General features: G+C 72.2%; 18 protein-coding genes. 11 read left to right on the top strand and 7 right to left on the bottom strand.

From position 1 onward, the window contains the following. Positions 1-52 precede the first annotated feature (52 nt). From Vau01_RS39925 to Vau01_RS39895, 7 genes are all read left to right on the top strand, one after another. A complete protein-coding gene (locus tag Vau01_RS39925) occupies positions 53-856 on the top strand; it encodes a GntR family transcriptional regulator (RefSeq protein ID WP_239152230.1) in 804 nt (267 codons plus the stop codon). Further along, positions 853-2319, top strand: coding sequence for a glycoside hydrolase family 3 protein (locus Vau01_RS39920; RefSeq protein WP_239152229.1), 1467 nt, complete (start codon positions 853-855; stop codon positions 2317-2319). The genes Vau01_RS39925 and Vau01_RS39920 overlap by 4 nt, the downstream gene beginning before the upstream one ends. 59 nt (positions 2320-2378) lie before the next feature. Continuing rightward, a complete protein-coding gene (locus Vau01_RS39915; RefSeq protein WP_204005059.1) occupies positions 2379-3362 on the top strand; it encodes an SIS domain-containing protein in 984 nt (327 codons plus the stop codon). Between the two features lie 88 nt (positions 3363-3450). Beyond that, on the top strand, positions 3451-4332 hold the full coding sequence (locus Vau01_RS39910) for an N-acetylmuramic acid 6-phosphate etherase (RefSeq protein ID WP_204004849.1): 882 nt from the start codon (positions 3451-3453) through the stop codon (positions 4330-4332). A 125-nt stretch (positions 4333-4457) separates the two neighbouring features. Next, positions 4458-5378, top strand: a complete 921-nt coding sequence (locus Vau01_RS39905; RefSeq protein ID WP_204004847.1) for an ROK family protein — start codon at positions 4458-4460, stop codon at positions 5376-5378. Continuing rightward, entirely contained in the window at positions 5378-6487 is a 1110-nt protein-coding gene (gene nagA / locus Vau01_RS39900) for an N-acetylglucosamine-6-phosphate deacetylase (protein ID WP_204004845.1), read from the top strand. The genes Vau01_RS39905 and nagA overlap by 1 nt, the downstream gene beginning before the upstream one ends. Positions 6488-6554: 67 nt before the next feature. After that, positions 6555-8528 (top strand): sensor histidine kinase, encoded by a 1974-nt coding sequence (locus Vau01_RS39895; RefSeq protein WP_204004843.1) that lies wholly within the window; start codon positions 6555-6557, stop codon positions 8526-8528. Between the two features lie 7 nt (positions 8529-8535). Here Vau01_RS39895 and Vau01_RS39890 read toward each other — a convergent pair whose 3' ends face one another. Then, positions 8536-8781 (bottom strand): GntR family transcriptional regulator, encoded by a 246-nt coding sequence (locus Vau01_RS39890; RefSeq protein ID WP_204004841.1) that lies wholly within the window; start codon positions 8779-8781, stop codon positions 8536-8538. A gap of 408 nt (positions 8782-9189) precedes the next feature. Between Vau01_RS39890 and Vau01_RS39885 the strand changes: the two genes are divergently transcribed. After that, positions 9190-10377 carry an outer membrane protein assembly factor BamB family protein gene (locus Vau01_RS39885; protein WP_204004839.1) on the top strand — a complete coding sequence of 396 codons (1188 nt, stop codon included), beginning with the start codon at positions 9190-9192 and terminating at the stop codon, positions 10375-10377. Here the strand turns inward: Vau01_RS39885 and Vau01_RS39880 are convergent. After that, positions 10367-11398 carry a hypothetical protein gene (locus Vau01_RS39880; protein WP_204004837.1) on the bottom strand — a complete coding sequence of 344 codons (1032 nt, stop codon included), beginning with the start codon at positions 11396-11398 and terminating at the stop codon, positions 10367-10369. The two genes, Vau01_RS39885 and Vau01_RS39880, sit on opposite strands and share 11 nt — an antisense overlap. Positions 11399-11484: 86 nt before the next feature. Here Vau01_RS39880 and Vau01_RS39875 point away from each other — a divergent pair, with 86 nt between their 5' ends. Both Vau01_RS39875 and Vau01_RS39870 read left to right on the top strand, forming a co-directional pair. Next, complete coding sequence (locus Vau01_RS39875; protein WP_204004835.1) at positions 11485-12552, top strand: sensor histidine kinase; 1068 nt, start codon at positions 11485-11487, stop codon at positions 12550-12552. Beyond that, positions 12549-13226 carry a response regulator gene (locus Vau01_RS39870; protein ID WP_204004832.1) on the top strand — a complete coding sequence of 226 codons (678 nt, stop codon included), beginning with the start codon at positions 12549-12551 and terminating at the stop codon, positions 13224-13226. Before Vau01_RS39875 ends, Vau01_RS39870 begins: the two co-directional genes overlap by 4 nt. A gap of 7 nt (positions 13227-13233) precedes the next feature. On the opposite strand, the gene Vau01_RS39865 is transcribed toward Vau01_RS39870, so the two are convergent. Genes Vau01_RS39865 through Vau01_RS39845 form a run of 5 tightly spaced genes read right to left on the bottom strand, consistent with a single transcriptional unit; the run spans position 13234 to position 18831 of the window. Continuing rightward, a complete protein-coding gene (locus Vau01_RS39865) occupies positions 13234-14076 on the bottom strand; it encodes a carbohydrate ABC transporter permease (RefSeq protein ID WP_204004830.1) in 843 nt (280 codons plus the stop codon). Next, a complete protein-coding gene (locus Vau01_RS39860; RefSeq protein ID WP_204004827.1) occupies positions 14066-14947 on the bottom strand; it encodes a carbohydrate ABC transporter permease in 882 nt (293 codons plus the stop codon). The genes Vau01_RS39865 and Vau01_RS39860 overlap by 11 nt, the downstream gene beginning before the upstream one ends. Continuing rightward, complete coding sequence (locus Vau01_RS39855; protein WP_204004824.1) at positions 14948-16201, bottom strand: ABC transporter substrate-binding protein; 1254 nt, start codon at positions 16199-16201, stop codon at positions 14948-14950. Between the two features lie 20 nt (positions 16202-16221). Beyond that, positions 16222-17811, bottom strand: a complete 1590-nt coding sequence (locus Vau01_RS39850) for an FAD-dependent oxidoreductase (RefSeq protein ID WP_204004821.1) — start codon at positions 17809-17811, stop codon at positions 16222-16224. Beyond that, a complete protein-coding gene (locus tag Vau01_RS39845; protein WP_239152227.1) occupies positions 17812-18831 on the bottom strand; it encodes a LacI family DNA-binding transcriptional regulator in 1020 nt (339 codons plus the stop codon). Between the two features lie 136 nt (positions 18832-18967). Between Vau01_RS39845 and Vau01_RS39840 the strand changes: the two genes are divergently transcribed. Further along, positions 18968-19951, top strand: a complete 984-nt coding sequence (locus Vau01_RS39840; protein ID WP_204004818.1) for a glycoside hydrolase family protein — start codon at positions 18968-18970, stop codon at positions 19949-19951. Position 19952: the final 1 nt, after the last annotated feature.

Raw genomic sequence — 19952 nt, 5'->3', positions numbered from 1 at the left:
CCACGAGCCACGGTGGCGCCGGAGTCCAAGATCCACATTTTTGAGGTCACCTGTGGGACGCTGGACGAACCCCACAGGCGCTAGCCCAGAAGTAGGCAAGGAGCAGGCCCTGACCACCATCGACGCGCGCAGTCCGGTCCCGAAGTACTTCCAGCTTCGGGAGATCCTGCTCGACCTCATCGAGAACGAACTGACGGTCGACGCGCCGGTGCCGTCCGAGCGCGAACTCGCCGCCCGGTACGGCCTGTCGCGCATGACGGCCCGCCAGGCGGTCGAGCACCTGGTGTCGGAGGGCCGGTTGTACCGGGTCCAGGGCAAGGGGACGTTCGTCGCCCGTCCGAAGATCGACATGCCGTTGCGGCTGACGTCGTTCACCGAGGACATGCGCGCCCGCGGCCTCACGCCCGGCTCGCGCGACCTTGGCCGGCACGAGATCGAGGCGACCGTGGCGCTGGGCCGGGAACTGTCCGTCGAGGCCGGGTCGCCGGTGTACGTCATCGAGCGGCTGCGCACCGCCGACGGCGTGCCGATGGCGCTCGAACGCTCGCACATCCCGGCGCACCTCGCGCCCGACCTGCTCACCGAGTCGCTGGTCGAGCGGTCCCTCTACGACCTGCTCGCGTCCTACGGGCTGGTGCTCGACCGTGGCGAGCAGGTCATCGAGGCGGGCATCGCCGACAGCAACGACGCGGGCCTGCTGGGGCTCGCGCCCGGCAGCGCGGTGCTCCTGCTCCAGCGGCACTGCTGGGCGGGTTCGGTCGCGGTCGAGTACGCGGTGTCCACCTACCGCGCCGACCGATACCAGTTGCGCGCGTCCCTCGACATCGCATCGGCGGCCCCCGGAGGTACCAAGTGAGCGTCGAGAGGCTCGCGGCGCGCACGCTGCTGGTCGGGTTCGACGGTCAGAGTCCTCCGCCGTGGGTGCGCGAGGCCGCGGGCGGGCTCGGCGGGGTCGTCCTCTACGGCGACAACCTTCGATCGGACGACGATGCGGCGCGCATCGCCGGCGAGTTGCTCGGGCACGGTGACGCGCTGCTGGCCGTCGACGAGGAGGGCGGTGACGTCACCCGCCTGCACTACACCACCGGCAGCCCCACGCCGGGCAACTTCGTGCTGGGCGCCGCCGACGACGTGGTCGCCACCCGCGCGGTCGCCGCGGCGATCGGTGGGAGGCTGCGCGCGTCCAATATTCTTTTGAACCTTGCACCCGACGCCGACGTGAATTCGAACCCGGCGAACCCGGTGATCGGAGTGCGCGCGTTCGGCGCCGACCCGGAGCGGGTGAGCCGCCATACGGTGGCGTACGTCGAGGGCATGCAGGCGCAGGGTGTGGCCGCGTGCGTGAAGCACTTCCCGGGACACGGCGACACGAGCGTCGACTCCCACCTCGAACTGCCCGTCGTCGCCCTCGACGAGGAGGAGTGGCGACGGGTCCATCTACCGCCGTTCGCCGCGGCGATCGCGGCCGGCACGCGCACGGTGATGACCGCGCACATCCGGTTCCCGGCCCTCGATCCCGGCCGGCCGGCGACGCTGAGCCGGCGCATCCTGGTCGGCCTGTTGCGTGACGAGCTGGGCTTCGACGGCGCGGTGATCACCGACGCGCTGGAGATGGAGGCGATCGCGGCCACGTACGGCGCGGCGAACGCGGCCCCGCTGGCGATCGCCGCCGGTGCCGACCTGCTCTGCCTCGGTGCCCGCGACGGCGAGACCACGTACCGGCGGGCGCTCGCGGCGATCGTGGCCGCGGTCGAGGCCGGTGACCTGCCGCCGGCGCGCCTGGAGGAGGCCGCGGCGCGGGTCGACGCCCTGCACGCGTGGGTCGCCTCTGCGCCGTCGGAAGGCACCGACGGCGACGGCGGTGCCGCGTACTCGGCCACCCGGCGGGCGGCGTTGACGCGTGACCTGGTGCCGCTGGAGAACGCTCCGGTGCTGGTGGAACTGCGCGGCGAGACCAACCTCGCCGTGGGTCGGGCCCGGTGGGACCTCGCCGGCCCGCTCGCCGAACTCGGTGCCGCGCCGGTGGTCACGGTGCGGGTCACGTCGGTTCCCGACGCCGGGCTCGACGACGCGCTGGGTAAGGCCGGCGGTCATCCGGTGGTCGTGGTCGGGCGCGACGTGGTGCGGCATCCGTGGCAGCGGGAGGTGCTCGGCCACGTGCGCGCGGCGGTTCCCGACGCGGTGCTGGTCGACCTCGGGCTGCCCCGCCCGGCCGACCTCGGTGCCGGCCCGTACGTGCTGGTCGGCGGCGCGGCGCGGCCCAACCTGCGGGTCGCGGCCGAGTTGCTCATCGGGCGCGATGTGTCGCGCCAGGACTAGACTGGTATGGACCACCCTGGGGTAGGATGTTGGGCGTGACCGATACTCCTGGTGGTCTGATGGCCGCCGAGATCGCCGAACAACCCGCCGTTCTGGCCAGCCTGCTCGCGCGCGCGCCGGAGATCAGCGAGGTCGCGGCCGCGCTGGTACGTCGCGCGCCGCGGTTCGTCCTGCTCGCCGCGCGCGGCACCAGCGACCATGCCGCCCTGTACGCCAAGTACCTCATCGAGATCACCCGTGGGGTGCCCGTCGGGCAGGTCTCGCCGTCCACGATGACCGTCTACGGGGTGCGGCCCGACCTCACCGACGTGCTGTACGTGGCGGTCAGCCAGTCCGGCGGCTCGCCCGACCTCGTCGAGTCGATGGTGATGGCCCGCGAGTGCGGCGCCACCACGGTCACCGTCACCAACAACGGCGACTCCGAGTTGGCGAAGGCCGCCGAGTTCGCGATCGACCTGCAGGCCGGTCCCGAGCTCGCGGTGGCGGCCACCAAGACCTATACCGCCGAACTGCTCGGGCTGTACCTCCTCCTCGGTGGCGACGCCGGCGCGGCGCAGAGCCTGCCCGAGGCCGCGGAGAAGACGTTGGCCGGATCCGAGGCCGTGCACGCGGCGGCGGCCCGGTACCGGTTCGCGAGCCGGCTGGTCACCACCGGTCGGGGCTACTCGTACCCGGCCGCGTGCGAGGGCGCGCTGAAGCTCATGGAGACCAGCTACCTCTCCGCCCACGCGTACTCCACCGCCGACCTGTTGCACGGGCCGGTCGCCATGCTCGGTCCCGACGTCCCGCTGATCGCGGTGGTCACGCCGGGGCACGGTGGAGAGGCGTCCCGCCCGGTGGTCGCGCGGTTGCGCGAGTCGGGGGTCGACGTCCTGGTCGTCGGCGACGGCGACCTGCCCGTGGTCACGGCCGGCATCCCCGAGGAACTCAACCCGGTGCTCGAGATCCTTCCGCTGCAGCAGCTGGCGTGGCGGCTCGCGGTCGACCGCGGCACCGATCCCGACCGGCCGCGCGGCCTGTCGAAGGTCACCAGAACACGATGACAGGAGCGGCCATGGCCGAGCGAAGCGAGGGCATCAGCAGTCAGAGTCCGCCCGGTCATGCCGGGGCACCACGGAGTGGGGACCCGGCATGATAGAGGCCGACGAGGCCGCGTTGGATCTGCTGCCCGCCGCCGGTGTGGTCGAGCGACTGCTCGCGGCCGAGGAACGGGTGCTTCCGGCGTTGCGCGCGGCCGTGCCCGCGATCGCCAAGGCGGCCGACCTCATCGCCGGGCGGATGGCTGCCGGCGGGCGGCTGGTGCTGCTCGGCGCCGGCACGTCGGGTCGGCTGGCGGTGCTCGAGGCCGCCGAGCTGCCGGGCACGTTCGGGCTGGCCGAGGGGACGGTCGTGGGCGTCACCGCCGGTGCCGGGCGCAGCGGCCTCGCCGGCACCGACTGGGACGAAGACGACACCGGCGCCGGCCAGCGCGACCTGCTCGCCACCGGCGTCGGCGCGGGCGACGTGCTGATCGCCGTCGCGGCGAGCGGGCGCACCCCGTACACGGTGGCGGCGGCCCGGCGGGCGACGCAGTCCGGGATGGCGGTCGTCAGCGTCACCACGTCGGCCGGTTCGCCGCTGGCCGACCTGGCCGACGTCGCGGTCGAGGTGCCGATGGGCGCGGAGGCGCTGCACGGGTCCACCCGGCTGACCGCCGGCACCGCCACCAAGCTCGCGCTCGACGCGCTCACCACCGCCGCGATGGTGCGGCTCGGCCGCGTCCACGACAACCTGATGATCGACGTGGTGCCCGCCAACGCGAAGCTGCGCGAGCGCAGCGCCGGCCAGGTCGTCGCGATCACCGGTGTCTCGCCCGACGCGGCCCGGGCGGCGCTCGAGAAGTGCGGCTGGAACGCCCGCGCCGCGGTGCTGACGCTGCTCACCGACCTCACCCCCGAGCGGGCGGGCGTTCTCGCCGCGGCCCACCCCACACTGCGCGCGGCGATGGCGGCCGCGGTCGACGAGGGCTTGTAGTGAGCGGGGCGGCCCTGGGGCCGGCGTCGCCTGCACTGAGGAGTGCAGGGAGCGCAGCGACCGGAGCGACGAGGGAAGGCGGCGCCTCAGCGACCCCGGGGCCCGCGCCCGCGGAGGCGGGCGCATTGAGCAGAGCCGTTGTTGCCATTGATCTGGGCGGCACGTCGATGAAGGGTGCGCTGGTCGACGCGCGGGGCTCGGCCCTGGCCCGTCTCGACGCGCCGACGCCGGCGGCGCAGGGCGGCGCGGCGGTGCTCGCGGCGGTGCTCCGGCTCGCGGTCGACCTCGCGGCGGCCGCGCCGGCCCGGGTGGTCGCGGCCGCCGCCGTCACGCCGGGGCAGGTGCACAACGGCGTGGTGAAGTTCGCGGCGAACCTCGGCGGCTGGAACGACGTCCCCCTGGCCCGGGAACTGACCACGGTGCTGAACGTGCCCGCGGCCGTCGAGCACGACGCGGCCGGCGCCGCCCTGGCCGAGGCGCAGTTCGGCGCGAACCGCAGCTCCGACTGCTTCTTCGTGGCGCTGGGCACCGGCATCGGCGCCGGGCACGTGCGGGCCGGGGTGGTGGCGGCCGGAAGCGCGGGCGGGGCCGGCGAACTCGGGCACATCCCGGTGTATCCCGACGGCGACCGCTGCGCGTGCGGCCAGATCGGGTGCCTGGAGACCTACGCCTCGGCGGCGTCCATCGGCCGGCGGTACACCGCGCGGACCGGCACCGTCGTGAGCGGATCCGACGACGTCGTGGCCCGGCTCGGCGACGACCCGGTGGCCGACGCCGTCTGGGCGGAGGCGATCGAGGCACTGGCGCTGGCGCTCGCCACCACCACGCTGCTGATCGATCCCGGCGTCATCGTGCTGGGCGGCGGCCTGGCGCGGGCGGGCGACACGCTGCTACGTCCGCTCTCGGCGCGGCTCACCGCCCGGCTGGCCTGGCGTCCGCCGCCGCCGATCGAGCTGTCGGTGCTCGGCACCGACGCCGGGTGGCGCGGCGCGGCGCTGCTCGCCTGGACGGCCGGTTCGGTTCCAGCGACCACGGGGGTTTCGTGATGACTGTCTACAGTGGAGTGTCGGTGGTGACGCCCGGCGGGGTGCTGGCCGACGGGTGGGTGTCCGTCTCCGGTGGCGTGATCGACGCGGTCGGATCGGGCCCGGTCGACGGACCCGCCGAGGACCTCGGCGGCGGGTTCCTGGTGCCGGGGTTCATCGACCTGCACGTCCACGGCGGTGGCGGGTACGACTTCACCGCCGGCCCCGACGACCTCGCCGCCGCGGTGGCGTTCCACCGCTCGCAGGGCACCACGCGCACCCTGGTGTCGCTGGTCACCGCGCCGATCGAGCGGATGTGCGAGCAGTTGCGGTGGATCGCGGCGCTCGCCGAGCAGGGCGGCAACGTCCTCGGCGCGCACCTCGAGGGGCCGTTCCTGTCCCACGCCCGGTGCGGTGCGCAGCACCCCGACCACCTGCTCACGCCCGACCCGGAAGCGCTCGCCGAACTGCTGAAGGCGGGCCAGGGCCACGTCCGGTCGGTCACCGTGGCGCCCGAACTGCCCGGCGGGCTCGACCTCGTCGAGCGGTTGGTCGACGAGGGGGTGGTGGCGGCGGTCGGGCACACCGACGGCACGTACGCCGACGCCACCGCCGGGTTCGGTCGCGGCGCCACGTTGCTCACCCACGCGTTCAACGGCATGCGTCCGCTGCACCACCGCGAGCCCGGCCCGGTCGCGGCCGCGCTCGACGCCGGGGTGACGCTGGAGGTCATCAACGACGGCGTGCACCTGCACCCCGCCACGGTACGGCTGGTCACGCACGGGCGGCTGGCGCTCGTCACCGACGCCATCGACGCGGCCGGCAAGGGCGACGGTCAGTACGTTCTCGGCGGCCAGGACGTGATCGTCAGCGGGCGCGAGGCGCGGCTGGCCAGGTCCGGATCGTTGGCCGGCAGCACGCTCACCATGGGTGCCGCGTTCCGCAACGCGGTGCGCGAGGTCGGGATGCCGATCGAGCGGGCATCGCTGGCGGCGTCCGGGGAACCGGCCCTGGTGCTGGGCATCGCCGACCGGTGCGGGTCGATCGCCGTGGGGCTCGCCGCCGACCTCGTGCTGCTCGACGACGATCTCCACGTGCGGCGGGTGATGTCCAGCGGCGGGTGGGTGTAGTTTCCCCCACCCCCGGCGGCGGGCTGGCCCCATACCGGCCGGACCACGCAGGCCCGAGACTGTGAACATGTTCGTTCTCGCGCCCTTCCGTGGCCTCGCTCTGGTGGCGCTGGCCGCGGTCGGGTTCGTGCTCGGTGCCGTTCAACTGGCGGCGGCGTGCCTCGTCGGGCCGTACAACGTCACCGTCGAGGTCACCCGGCACGTGGTCAACCTGGCCCGCACGCTCGCCGGCCGGTGGAGCGGCGTGCCCGTGGCGGTGCCCTACCGGCCGCCACCGCCGCGTCCGACGCCGCGGGCCGACGGACTGTACGAGCACGACGGTTCGCTGTACAAGCACGCCGGGATGCCCAACTTCCTGCGGCGGGCCGGTTGGCTGGCCACCGACCCGGCCACCTCCCGCGACTGGTTCTGGCTGATCGTGAACCTGCCGGCCGGCGGCGCGCTGGCCGCTCTGCCGGCCGGGCTGGTGGTGGGTGGCCTGGCGGTCGCGACCGGTGTCGTCGGCTCCGGGCTGCCGGCCTGGGCCGCGGTCGTCGTGGGAGTGGCGGCGGCCGCCCTCGGGGTGGCGATCGGGCCGGCGGTCCTGCGCCTGCACGGCTGGTTCACCTGGCTGTTGCTGCGCCCGGCCGACAAGGCGGCATGGCGCGAGTTCGCGTTCGTGAAGTGGTTCCGGCGCACGCACGCCGCCGTGTGGCAGGGCGGCGGGATCGTCGGCATCTCGTTCGGCGCGCTGGGCATCGCCCTGTGGCACCTGCTGATCGCCTGGTGCACCGGCACGTTCGGGCTGGCCTGGTCGGTGCCGGTCGGGCGGCACCTCACCAACGTGTACCGGCGCCTCGCGGGGGAGTGGGCCGGTGTGCCCATCGACGTCCCCTACCGGCCGCAACAGCTCCGGCTGGAGGTGGAGGCCGACGGGCGGTACAAGGTCGGTCGCTGGCTGGTCGACAACCGGGCCTCCGCGCTGCGGCACCTGCGCTGGGACTGGGTGATGCGCGACCGGGCCACCTGGCGCGACATCGCCTGGGCGGTCACCGCCCCGTTCGTGTCGCTGCCCCTGCTCGTGCCGGTGCTGCTGGTGATGTTCGGAATCTACGGGCTGGCCTGGCAGCCGGTGGTGTGGCCGCTGTGGGGCGTTCCCATCCTGCTGTTCGGCGGACCGTTCGTCACGCCCTGGTACATGTGGTACGTCCTCGTCTACTTCTCCGACGTGTTCGACATGCTGCCGGCGTGGACGAGCCCGCTCGTCGGGCTGGCGATCGGCGCGGTCGGCCTGCTGCTGGGGCCGCCACTGGTGCGGATGCACGCGCGGTTCAGCCGGCTGCTGCTCGGGCCCACCGAGGCGGCCCGGCTCGCGCAGCGGGTCGCCCACCTCACCGAGACGCGGTCCGACGCGGTCGACGCGCAGGCGGCCGAGCTGCGCCGCATCGAGCGCGACCTGCACGACGGCGCGCAGAGCCGGATGATCGCCGTCGGGTTGAGCCTCGGCGCGATCGAGCAGTTGATCGACAAGGACCCCGACGCCGCCCGCGAGCTGCTACGGCAGGCGCGCGCCACGTCGGCCACCGCGCTGGCCGACCTGCGCGACCTGGTGCGCGGCATCCACCCGCCGGTGCTGTCCGAGCGCGGCCTCGCCGACGCCGTGCGCGCCATCGCGCTCGACACGCCGCTGCCGGTGCGGGTCACGGTCGATCCGGAGGTCGACACCGGCGGCCGGCTGCCGGCGCCGGTCGAGTCGGCGGCGTACTTCGCGGTGATCGAGGCGCTCGCCAACGCCGCGCGGCACAGCGGTGCGGGGGAGATCTCGGTGTCGATCGGTTACTCGGGCCGCGCGCTGTGGATGCGGGTGGCCGACGACGGTCGCGGCGGCGCGGATCCGGCCAACGGCACCGGCCTGGCCGGCATCCGGCGGCGGCTGGGCACGTTCGACGGGACGCTCGACGTCAGCAGCCCGGCGGGTGGCCCGACCGTCGTGGCGATGACGTTGCCGTGCCCGCCGCCGGGGTCGCCCGATCAGCCGACCGGGGACGTGTTCGACGGGTGACGGGCGCTCAGGTCGCCTTCGGTTTCACGAAACTGCCGCGCTGCGGAACGGTGAAGACGAGGCCACGATCGCGGAGGACCTCGACGGCGCGCCGGGCGGTGCCGCGGGCGACGTCGTACTCGGCCATCAGGTACTTCTCCGAGGGGAGGGGCTTGTTGGGTTGCAGTTCGCCGGCGGCGATGCGACGTTCGAGAATGTCGGCGAGCTGCACGTACTTGGGGACCGGCCCGTCCGGCTCGATCGTGTCGATCATAAAACGAAGCTAATTGAGCAGCTACGTCGGCAAACCGTCCACTACGTTTCTGTACGTACATGAACGTTTATGTGCTAGCGTGGCCGCACCGGTATCCCCTTGGGGGTTGGGGGCGGGGCCGGGCTGTCGGCGCCGCTTCCGCTGGCAGGACAGTCCCGCCCACTGCGACGCTCGGGCGCGCCCGTTTCGAGGGCTGGCATGGGGCGCGCCCGAGTCCCGCCCGCGCCCGCCCGCCCGGGTTGCGGCGTACCCGCTCTCGCCGATCTTGCAGTTGTGTACGCCGAGAAACGGGCGAATTCCGGCGAAAGGGCGTACACAACTGCAAGATCGACTCGTGGGGGCGGGCGCGGTGCCGGCGGTTTGGGGGTTTGGGGTACCGGGGGGCGGGACAATTTCTACTATTCGGGCATGTCGAGTGTGGTTCGGGTAGTGCTTGCCGGGGTAATCGCCGTTGGCCTGGTGCCGGGCGGGGCTTCTGCCGCGCCGGGGGACTGGGCACTGCCGGACGGGGGCTGGGCGCAGGACGGGTACGGCCCGGGCAACACGGGCGTCAACCCGAACGAGCACACCATCACCACGCGGAACGCGGGCAAGCTGCGGTACCGGTGGTCGGTGCTGTCCGCCGTCACGCGGTCGGGCTGTCTGGCGCAGAGCGCGCCGGTGGTGGCCGGGCGCCGGTTGTTCCTTCCGGACGCCAACGGCTTCGCCGCGTACGACGCGGTGACCGGGCAGCGGCTGTGGCGGCGAAACGTCGGCATCTACGACTCGGAGACGCCGAAGTTCGCGGTGTCGGGCAACCTGCTGCTGTCGGCGAGCAACACGTGCGGCTCGGTGAGCGACCCGGACGTCGACCTGGCCGCTTACGACGTCGCCACCGGAGCGAAGCGGTGGTCGGTGAAGCGGGACGCGCCGATGGCGCACATGGTGGTCGACCGCAACGTCGTCGCGGTCGGTGGGGGTGACGCGGGGGAGGACCGGGTCAGCGTGTACCGCCGCTCCGACGGGACGCTGCTGTGGTCGGCGGCCGAGCTGGAACTCGCCGCCGACGTGTCGGCCGACGGGCGGCTCCTGCTCGCGCGCACGGGCGAGAAGAAGGGATCGATGGCCGTCGACATCGTCACCGGCAAGGAGTTGTGGTCGACGAAGGCACGGTGGACGGTCGCCGCCGCCGACCCCGCGGGCGAGCGGTTCATCGTCGGCGACGCCACCGGCAAGCTGCACGCCCTCGACGCCAGGAACGGCAACACCGTCTGGTCGGCCGGTGGCATCGCCCGCGAGGACGGCACCGCCACGATCGCCGTCGACGACACCCGGATCTACGCCACCCACGACACGCACCTGATCGCGCTCGACGCGAAGACCGGCAAGAAGATCTGGGACCAGGAGTTCCTCAGCAACCCGCTCGGCCAGCCGACCGTCGCCGGTGGCGTGGTGTACGCGCCGATCGAGGACGGCTGGCTGGCGATCCGCGACGCGCGCACCGGCGACGACCTCGACGACCTGCCGCTCGTCGGCGACGTACACGGGCACGCGGTCGTCACCGGCGGGCACCTGTACGTCACCAACGGGCGGGTCCTCGACGTCTTCACACCGTGACCGCGGGTGCGGCGCACGGGCGCGCGCCGCGGCCTTCGCCCGGGCGTGCGCCGCGACCCTCGCACGCGCCGTCGCAGGTGCGGCGGCGCCGCATGACGTAGGCGACGGTCGCCGTGGCCAGCGCCACGCCCCAGGGCACCCACAGCAGGCCGGGCACGCCCGCGCCGGACACGCCGCCCTTGTCCAGCGCGAAGCGGTAGATGGCGAGGCCGGCGACGGTGACGGCGATGGAGACGACGGTCGCCGGCACCACGGCGAGGCTGATCGGCACGCGCCGGCCGCCGAGGAACGGCACCCACGCGGGGAGCCGCTCGCCCCACGCCATCACCAGGCCGAGCGTCAGCAGGGCGCCGAGGACGTCGGGCCCGACGAGGATCCACATCGCCGCCTGGGGCATGCCCTTCCGGTCGATGTCGGCGGCGAGCTCGTCGACGAACTGCTGGGACACGCCCAGCGGGATCCCGAAGTTCCACGCCGCCCGCTGCACGCCGTACGGCAACTGCGCGACGATCGCGGCGACCACCGCCCACCGTCCGATCCGTAGCCAGCGCTCCCGCCGGCCGGGTTCCGCCGCGGGCCGGAGGCACTCCGGGCACGGCGGGCGCCGGAGCAGGAGCACCGCCGTCAACGCGAGCAGCGCGCCACCGGCGAGGCAGAGCACCTGGTTGAGCACCGGCCAGTCCACCAGCCCGAAGTAGCCGCCGAACGAGTAGGCGAGGTTCTGCAGCACCCGCACGTCGGGCACGACGAGCGCCAGCACGACCGCCAGCGGGATCAGCACGACCGCGGCCACCCGCTGGCCCCGGGCCGCCGCGAGCGCCGCCACCGCGCCGGCCGCGCACGCGACGGCGAACAGCGCACCGGTCCAGCCGGGGGTGGCGCCCGACCACCAGCTGCCCATGTCGGCCCCGCGCGGGTCGTCGGCGCCGAACGGGAACACGGGGGCGCCGAGCACCCAGCTGAGGGCGAGCGCGGCGTAGCCGAGGCACCACGTCGCCGCGAGGTAAGGAATCGATCGCATGTCTCGACCCTGGCGGCCGGCCGTCGCCGCGGGTATCTGCCGATCGGCAGAGGCGGCCCGGTGACGACACGCCATATCGTGGACCGATGTTCGCCGTCCCCGCGCTGCTCGGCGCCGTCGCGCTCGCGGTCCTCGCGCGGCGTCGACGGAGCGCGCTGCTCGCGCCGGTCACGCTGGTCGTGTCCGTCGCCGCGCTCGCGGCCACGGCCGCCTGGATCGCGGACCCGGACCCCGCCGGCAGGAGTGTCTCGGAGCTCGTGCTCACCGCCGAACTCATGGTGCTGACCGGGCTCGTGTGCCGCTGGTCGCCGCGCGGCTGGGCGATGGCCGTCGCGCCGCTCGCGGTCGTCGCCGGCGCCGGGCTGATCGTGCCGATCACGAACGATCCGCCCCGCTGGGGGTGGGACGCGTTGGCAGAGCTCGCGTTCTGGTCGCTGCCCGGGCTGGTCGGGGCGGCGTCCGGGTGGTACCTGCGCGGGCTCGACAAAAGACGCGCGGACGCGGTGCGCACGGCCCGGCGCGCGCAACGCGTCCAGTTGGCGGCGGACCTGCACGACTACGTGGCGCACGACGTGAGCGCGATGGTGGTGCAGGCGCAGGCGGCCCGGGTGCTGCTGGGGGAAAAATCCGCCGACGTGGCCGCGGTGCTGGCGCGCATCGAGGACGACGGGACGCGGGCGCTGGAGTCGATGCAGCGGTCCATCCGGGTGCTGCGGGAGTCGGAGAACGGCGGCGCGCCCGGGCTGGAACCGTTGCCCGGCCTCGTCGACGTACCCGAACTCGTGCGTCGCTTCGCGGACGCCTGCGGCGACAAGAGGGTGCGGCTGACCATGGAACCGGGACTCGACACGGCGTTGCGGGGCGAGGCGGGCAACGCCCTCTACCGGGTGGTGCTGGAGGCGTTGACGAACGTGCGCAAGCACGCCGGGTCCGGTGCGGACGTCACCGTGGACCTGACGAAGAACGCGCACGCGGTCACCGTCACCGTGGAAAACGCCACCACCCGGCGGCGCACCAACGCCGCAACCACGAGTGGTCTGGGCCTCATCGGGTTGAGCGAGCGCATCGAGACGTTCGGCGGCGCGTTCAGCGCCGGACCGACCGGTGAACGCTGGCGCGTGACAGCCGAACTACCGAACGGAAGTGTCGAATGATCCGGGTGCTGCTGGCCGACGATCAGGAGTCGGTGCGGCTGGCGTTCCGCACGATTCTCGGTGCGGCGCCGGACATCGAGGTCGTCGGGCAGGCCGCCGACGGCGTGGAGGCGCTGGAGCTCGCGACGCGGCTGCGACCCGACGTGGCGCTCGTCGACGTGCGGATGCCGCGCATGGACGGCCTGGAGCTGACGAGGAAACTCACCGACGCCTCCCCGCCGGTGCGGGTGGTCGTGGTGACGACCTACGACCTCGACGCGTACGTGCACACCGCGCTGCGGCACGGCGCGTGCGGCTTCCTGCTGAAGCATTCCGGTGCCGCGCTGCTGGTGTCGGCGGTGCGCGCGGCGGTGGCCGGCGACGCGCTCATCAGCCCCGAGGTGACTGTGCGGCTGCTGCGCGAGCTCCGTGCCGATGCGCCGGCCTTACAGGGCCGGCTTTCCGTGCGACCGGCCGAACCGAAGCCGCACCGGCTGACCGACCGCGAACTCGACGTGGTGGCGCTGGTCGCCGACGGCCGCACGAACGCGGAGATCGGCGCCCAGCTCTACATCACGGCCGGCACGGTCAAGACGCATCTGGCGAGCATCCAGCAGAAGCTGGGGGTGGCGAACCGGGTGGCGATCGCGGCCTGGGCCTGGGACACCGGCCACCGCCGCCCGGCCACTCCGTGAGACCGCGTCACCCCTTGAGACCCGTGGTCGCCAGCCCCTCCACGAACTGGCGCTGCGCGAACACGAACACCGCGAGCACCGGCAGCGTGGTCAGCGACGCCGCCGCCAACTGGACGTTCCACATAGGACCGCCGTACGCGTCGACGTACTGGGTGAGCGCCTGCGGCAACGTGAACTTCTCCGGCGTCGACAGGAACACCACCGGTTCGAGGTACAGGTTCCAGCTGTGCAGGAACGTGAAGATGGCCACCGCGCCCAGGGCCGGCCGGGCCAGCGGCAGGGCGATGCGCCAGAACGTGCCCGGGTGGCCGAGCCCGTCGACGCGGGCGGCCTCCTCCAGATCGCGCGGCAGTGTGATGAAGAACTGCCGCATGATGAACGTCGCCAGCACGCCGGGCGCGCCGAGGATCGGCACGATGATCAGCGGCCAGTGGGTGTCGGTGAGCCCCAGCTTCAGGAACAGCTGGAACAGCGGGACGATCGTCACCTCGCTCGGGATGAGCAGCCCGGTGAGGATCACGACGAACAGCACGTTGGCGCCCCGGAACCGGATGCGGGCGAACGCGTAACCGGCCATTGTGGACACTGCCAGCGTGCCGATCGTCACCACGACGGCGATGTAGAGGCTGTTCCAGTACTGCTGCGCGAACGGCTGCAGCTCGAACACCGTGCGGTAGGCGTCGAGGCGCGGCGAGGTGGGCAGCAACGACGGCGGGAACGCGAAGATGTCGTTCACCGGCTTGAACGAACTCGTCACCATCCACCACGTCGGGAACACGAACGGGATGCACAGCACCGACAGCACGCCATAGAGCGCCGTCTTTCCGCGGACGGAGATCTCACGTTTCATCGAGCACCCACCTCCGGCGCATGCGCCACTGCAGCAGCGTCAGGCCCAGCACGATCACGAACAGCAGCACCGACAGCGTGGCCCCGTAGCCGAAGTGGTGGAACTGGAACGCCTGCTGGTACAGGTAGTAGACGAGCACGGTGGTCGAGGTGCCCGGCCCGCCCTGCGTCAGCACGGCGATCTGCGCGAACACCTGCAACGAACCCACCACCGTGATGATCGACGTGAGCAGAACGGTGGGGCTGATCAGTGGCATCGTGATGCGGCCGAACCGCGTCCACCAACCGGCGCCGTCGAGCGTCGCCGCTTCGTACAACTGCGCGGGGACGCCCTGCAGCGCGGCCAGGAACAGCACCATGTTCAGCCCGACGTTCTTGAACACCTGCACCACGATCACCGACACCATCGCGGTGGTCTCGCCGCGCAGCCAGTTCGGCCCGGTGACGCCGATCGTGTCGAGCAGGCCGTTGATTCCGCCGTCGGCCTGGAGCAGGAAGCCCCACACGATCGTCCACGCGACCAGCGAGACGACCACCGGCGAGAAGAACAGCGTGCGGAACACCACCGTGCCGCGCAGTTTCTGGTTGAGCAGCATCGCGAGCAGCAGGGCCAGGCTGAGGTTGAACACCACCAGCCCGACCGAGAACAGCGTCGTGGCCCGCAGCACGCCGCCGATCTCGGGGTCGTCGGCCAGCGCCCGGTAGTTCTCCGCGCCGGTGAACTCGAACGTGTCGGCGAGCACGTTCCACTCGTGCAGGCTGTACCAGACCACCATCACCAGCGGTCCGATCACGAATGCGAGGCTGCCGACGAGCTGCGGCGCGATGAACAGGTAACCGGCTATGTGATCGCGCCGCCGCTTCGTCAACACTTATTTACCCAGCATCGGTTGGATCTTCGAGCAGACGCCGCCCAGTACGGACTTCACGTCGGCGTCCGGCTTCCACAACGGGTCGAGCGCGGCCCGGACGGTCTGGCTCAGCTCGGCCTGACCGGTGTGCGACGGCTTGACCTTACCGACGCTGATCCCGTCGATGACGACCTTCTGCAATTGTTCCGGCTTCAGGAGCGGGTTCGTCTTCGCGAGATTGTCGGCGGTGAGCAGCGACTTGCGCGGCGGCGGGAAGTACTTGGCGAGCTTCGCGGAGTTCTCCGGATTGGTGAAGTACGCGAGGAACCCGGCCGCCGCGTCGGCATTCCTGCCCTTCTTCATGACGCCGATGCCGGCCTGTCCGATGACGCCGTACGTGCCCTTCGGTCCGGCGGGCAGCGGCACCAGGTCCCACCCGAACTTGCTGTCCTTCAACAGCGACGCCCGGCTGATCTGGGTGATGGTCATGGCGGCGTTGCCGGCGAAGAAGTCCGGCGCGGTGCCCGGCCCCGGCACCGCCTTGTCGGTGAAGATGGCCTTGTGGAACGCGGTCATCGCGTCGACCATCGGCTGGTCGGCGAAGCCGCACTTCTTGCCGTCGTCGCTCCAGGGTGACGCGCCCCAGCCGCCCCACACCGAGGCGAGGTTGTCCCACGTCTTGTAGTCGAAGTCGCGGACGACGAGGCCGCCCTTGCCGGTGCCCGCGTTGACCGCGGCGTTGACGGCGTACGCCTTCTCCCACGTCCACTGGTTCGCCGCGATGAGCTCCGCGGGCGTCTGCTGGCCGGCCTGCTTGATGAGGTCGTTGTTGACGAACACGCCGAACGGCGACGTCGAGAACGGGTAGGCGTAGAGCTTGCCGCCGGTCTGCCACAGCTTGGTGGTGCTGGGGATGAGGTCCTCGGAACCCTCGACCTTCAGCGGAACCAGCGCGCCGGACGACACGAAGTCGGGCGCGGAGTTCTCCAGGATCCAGGCCAGGTCCGGCGCGTTGCCGCCGGCGATCTGCGTGGTGAGACCGGTGGTGTAGGTCTCGATCGGTAGCGTGTCGAACTTGATCTCGGTGACGTTCGGGTGCGTCTTCCGGTACTCGTCGGCGATCGAGTTGAACAGCGCGAGGTGGTCGGCGTTTCCGGTCCAGATCGTCATGCGCAGCGAGACGGGGCCGTCTGCGGCCTTGTCGTCGTCGCCGCCTCCGCAGGCGGTGAGTACGAGCGCCGACGCCAGTAACGCGGCGGCGATTTTCCTTCTCATGGGTGGGTACTCCTCGGGGTTCAGTAGCCGGTGACGTCGGGCCAGCGCAGTTCGACGCCGTCGCCGGCCAGCCGCTGCTGGAAGTCGGCGAGCAGATCGGGGTCGTTGCGCACCGCGCGGGGGGTGGCCGCGCGGTCGAGACAGAAGGCGGCCAGGGCGCCGGCGGCCTCGCCGACGTTCCATTCGACCGGGTGCAGCCGGTAGCAGCCGTTGGTGATGTGGGTCGTGCCGATGTTCTTGCCGGCCGGCAGCAGGTTCTCGACCCGGCGCGGGATCAGCGCGCCGAGCGGGATCTCGAACGGGCTGCTCGCCACGTCGATGTAGTTGTCGCCGCCGGTCGACGGGTGCAGGTCGATGCGGTACATGCCGATGCCGACGCTGTCGTCGTAGCGGACGGCGCCCTTGTCGCCGCGCGCCGCCACGGCGAGGTCCTGCTCGACGACCGTGTACTCGGCGAGGATCCGCCGGGACTCCCGGATGTAGGGCGCCTGCGCCAGGCCGTCCGACGAGCCCGTGACGTCGCCGCGCAGGCGCAGCCCGGGGAAGCCGGTTCCGCCGTCGGCGCGCGGTGCCTCGGTCTGCATCCAGTAGAGGACCGAGCGGGAGAGGTCCCGCGCCGCCTCGAGATGCCGGGAAGCGTCGGGGACGTCGATGACCGAGCCCTCCAGGTAGTCGATCATCGGCCAGTTGACGAGGGTGATGTCGCTGGCGTACGCGCCCGGCACGAAGTGGCGGCGGGCGGCAATGCGGCGGAACGTCCACAGGTTGTGGTCGCCACCGTCGACGCGCTGGTCGGCGGTGACCGAGAGCGGGTCGTCGTCGGGGTTCGGGGTGAACGCCCGCTCGACGGGTGCGAGCGTGCGCGGGTGCGGCGCCGTCCAGCCGAGCAGGTTCCCGCCCCAGAACGGCGGCGCGTAGTCGCGCCAGAAGGTGTAGTTGTCGGGGCGGTCGACGGTGTGGTCGCCGTCGACGTGGTCGATCGCGAAGCAGACCGAGACGGCCTGCATGTTCTGCGGCTGTTTCTCCGGCGGCGCGCTGGGTTCGTTCGTGTCGGTCTGCGACTCGAAACCGGTGACGTACTCGGTGCCGCTCAACGGAAGCAGTTCGCCGGTCTCGGTGGCGTCGAGGACGTACGGCGCCCGGACCGTGTCCCCTGTGGACAGTCGCACCGCGGTGACCCGGTCTCCGTCGGTCTCCACCGCCACCGGCGTCGCCGGCTGGACGACCGTGAGCCGGCCGCCACCCCGGTACGGGGCCAGCAGGGACTCGATCACCGCGACCGCGACGCGCGGCTCGTGACACAACCGGCTCACGAAACCGGCGCCGGGGTTGAGTTCCCGGGCCGCGCGCGACCGCTCGGTGAGTGGGTAGTGGGCCCGGTAGTAGTCCCGGATCCCGTCACGCAGCGCCCGGTAGGACGCCGTGACGCCGAACCGCTCCACCCACGTGTGTTCGTCGGGCGGCACGGCCTGGCTGGTCAACTGCCCGCCCAGCCACGGGTACTCCTCCGTCAGCACGACGCGCCGGCCGGCCCGCAGCGCGGCCAACGCCGCCGCGACCCCGCCGAGCCCGCCACCGACGACGAGCACTTCCGTTTCCAGGTCGGCCATTCAGTTCTTCCTCTCAGCAAGGGTGCTTCCGGCGACGGGTTCGCAGGGCAGCAACCGTTGGGTCTGCGCGGGTTGCTCGATCAGCGTGGTGAGCACGTCGACCGCCTGCTCGCCCATCTCCCGGCGCGGGATCGAGAACCCGGTGAAGTCGAGGTCGGTCGAGGTCGGCCTGGTCGGGTCGCCCAGGGCCACGATGGACAGATCCGCGGGGACGCGCACGGCGCGGTCGTTCGCGAGCGCGATGAGCGCCACCCCGTCGGCCGGTTCCTCCACGAACAGTGCCGTGATCCCTTGCCGCAGCAGGGAATCGAGGGCCGACGCGTCGGCGACCGGCGCGTGCACGCCGTGGACACCGGCGGCGGCGACCGCCTCGGTGAAGCCGCGCATGCGGTCGGCGGGTGACTCGGCGCCCCCGCCCGGGCCGACGTACGCGAGGCGGTCGTGGCCGAGTTCGACCGCGCGCCGCACGAGGGCGGCGGTGGCGGCCGGGTAGTCGGCGCCGACGTACGGCACCGGGCCACCCGCGTCGTCGCGCCGGCCGACCGCCACGAACGGGTACTCCTCGGCCACGAGGCGACCGAGGTCGTCGCGGTCCATCTGGCGCCCGAGCAGGATGCAGCCGTCGGCGAGGCGCAACCGGTGGTCGTCGTGGAAGATGCGGCGCCGGCCGTCGGCGACCGGTGCGCTGGTGAACAGCAACAGGTCGCAGCCGAGGCGCTCGGCCCGCTCCTCGATGCCGAGCAGGAACGGGTGGTAGAAGTCGCGGCTGCCGCTGGGGAACACCGGTTCGTAGGTGAACACGCCGAGGATGCGGTTGTGCCGGGCGACCAGGCGACGGGCGACCGGGTCGGCCACGTAGCCGGTCTCCCGGATCGCGCGCAGCACCTTCTCCCGGGTCTGCGGCGCGATACGCACGTCGGCGTCGGCGCGGTTGTTCAGCACCAACGAGACGGTCGCCTGGCTGACGCCGGTCATCCGGGCGATGTCCTGCTGGGTGACGCGCCTGCGCGCTCCCGCCACGGTATGCCTCCCCGGTCCGCTAATACGTATCAGTGTTGACTGTGAACGACATCCTGCGGGCCGATTACGGCGGGAGTCAAGTGGTAATTCGTATTAGCATCTTGACCATCGACGCACGTCAGCGCATCTTCGTCCCATGGAACGTTTTCCCCGCCGCACGGTCCTGCGCGGTGGCGCCGTAGCGCTCGGCGCCGCTGCCCTCGCGCCCCTCGCCGGAACCGGCCCCGCAAACGCCGGACCGGCCGGATTCCCCACCTACACGTACCTCGGCACGCCGTTCACCAAGTCGGCGCTGCGCTACAACCCCACCAACGAGCTGATCTTCCCGTGCGTGCGCGGGGTCTACGACAAGCTCTCCAGCTACCGGGCCCGGTACTACCTGTACTACGCGCCGCACGACGCGCCCGGCGGGATCTGCCTCGCCTACGGCAACTCGCTCGCCGGCCCGTTCACCGAGTACCCGGCCAACCCGATCATCAGCAACGTCTGGTCGCCGCACTACTCCGTGACGCACGTGTCGTCGCCGCACGTGCTCTGGCACGCGTCATCCCGGCGCTTCTACATGTACTTCCACGGCGACAACAACGCGACCCGGCTGGCCGTCTCCGCCGACGGCATCACCTTCACCTACGACCGCCAGGTGCTCGGGACCGGCAACGTGCCCGGCACCACCGAGACGTCGTACGCGCGGGTCTTCGACCACACGATCGCGAGCCGCGGCAGCAGCTTCGTGATGGTGTACATGGGCGTCAAGGGCGGCCGGCGCGACATCTACTGGGCCTGGTCGGCCGACGCCCGCACCTGGCAGTACGCCCAGACGCCGCTCGTGAACGCCGAGAACGACGGCGAGACCGACATCAGCGGCGCGCACATCCTCAAGCGCAACGGCACCACGTACGTGGTGTACCACGGCGGGTCCGGGAAGATGTACCTCACCGAGGTCGGCAACGACTTCGACCGCGAGGTGCATCTCGGCGTCTTCCACACGCCGCGCGGCAACGCGCCCGACAACGGTCGTTCGGCCGCGCCGGCGTTCGGCACCGACGGCGGGGTGCAGTACATGTTCTACGAAGCGGGGCAGCGCAGCTCGTCGACCATCGCGGTCGCCCGGGCGGTCTGAG

Source organism: Virgisporangium aurantiacum, assembly GCF_016863635.1.
Taxonomy (GTDB): domain Bacteria; phylum Actinomycetota; class Actinomycetes; order Mycobacteriales; family Micromonosporaceae; genus Virgisporangium; species Virgisporangium aurantiacum.
The sequence above is the reverse complement of the archived record's forward strand: the minus strand, read 5'-3'. Positions and strand labels throughout refer to the sequence as shown.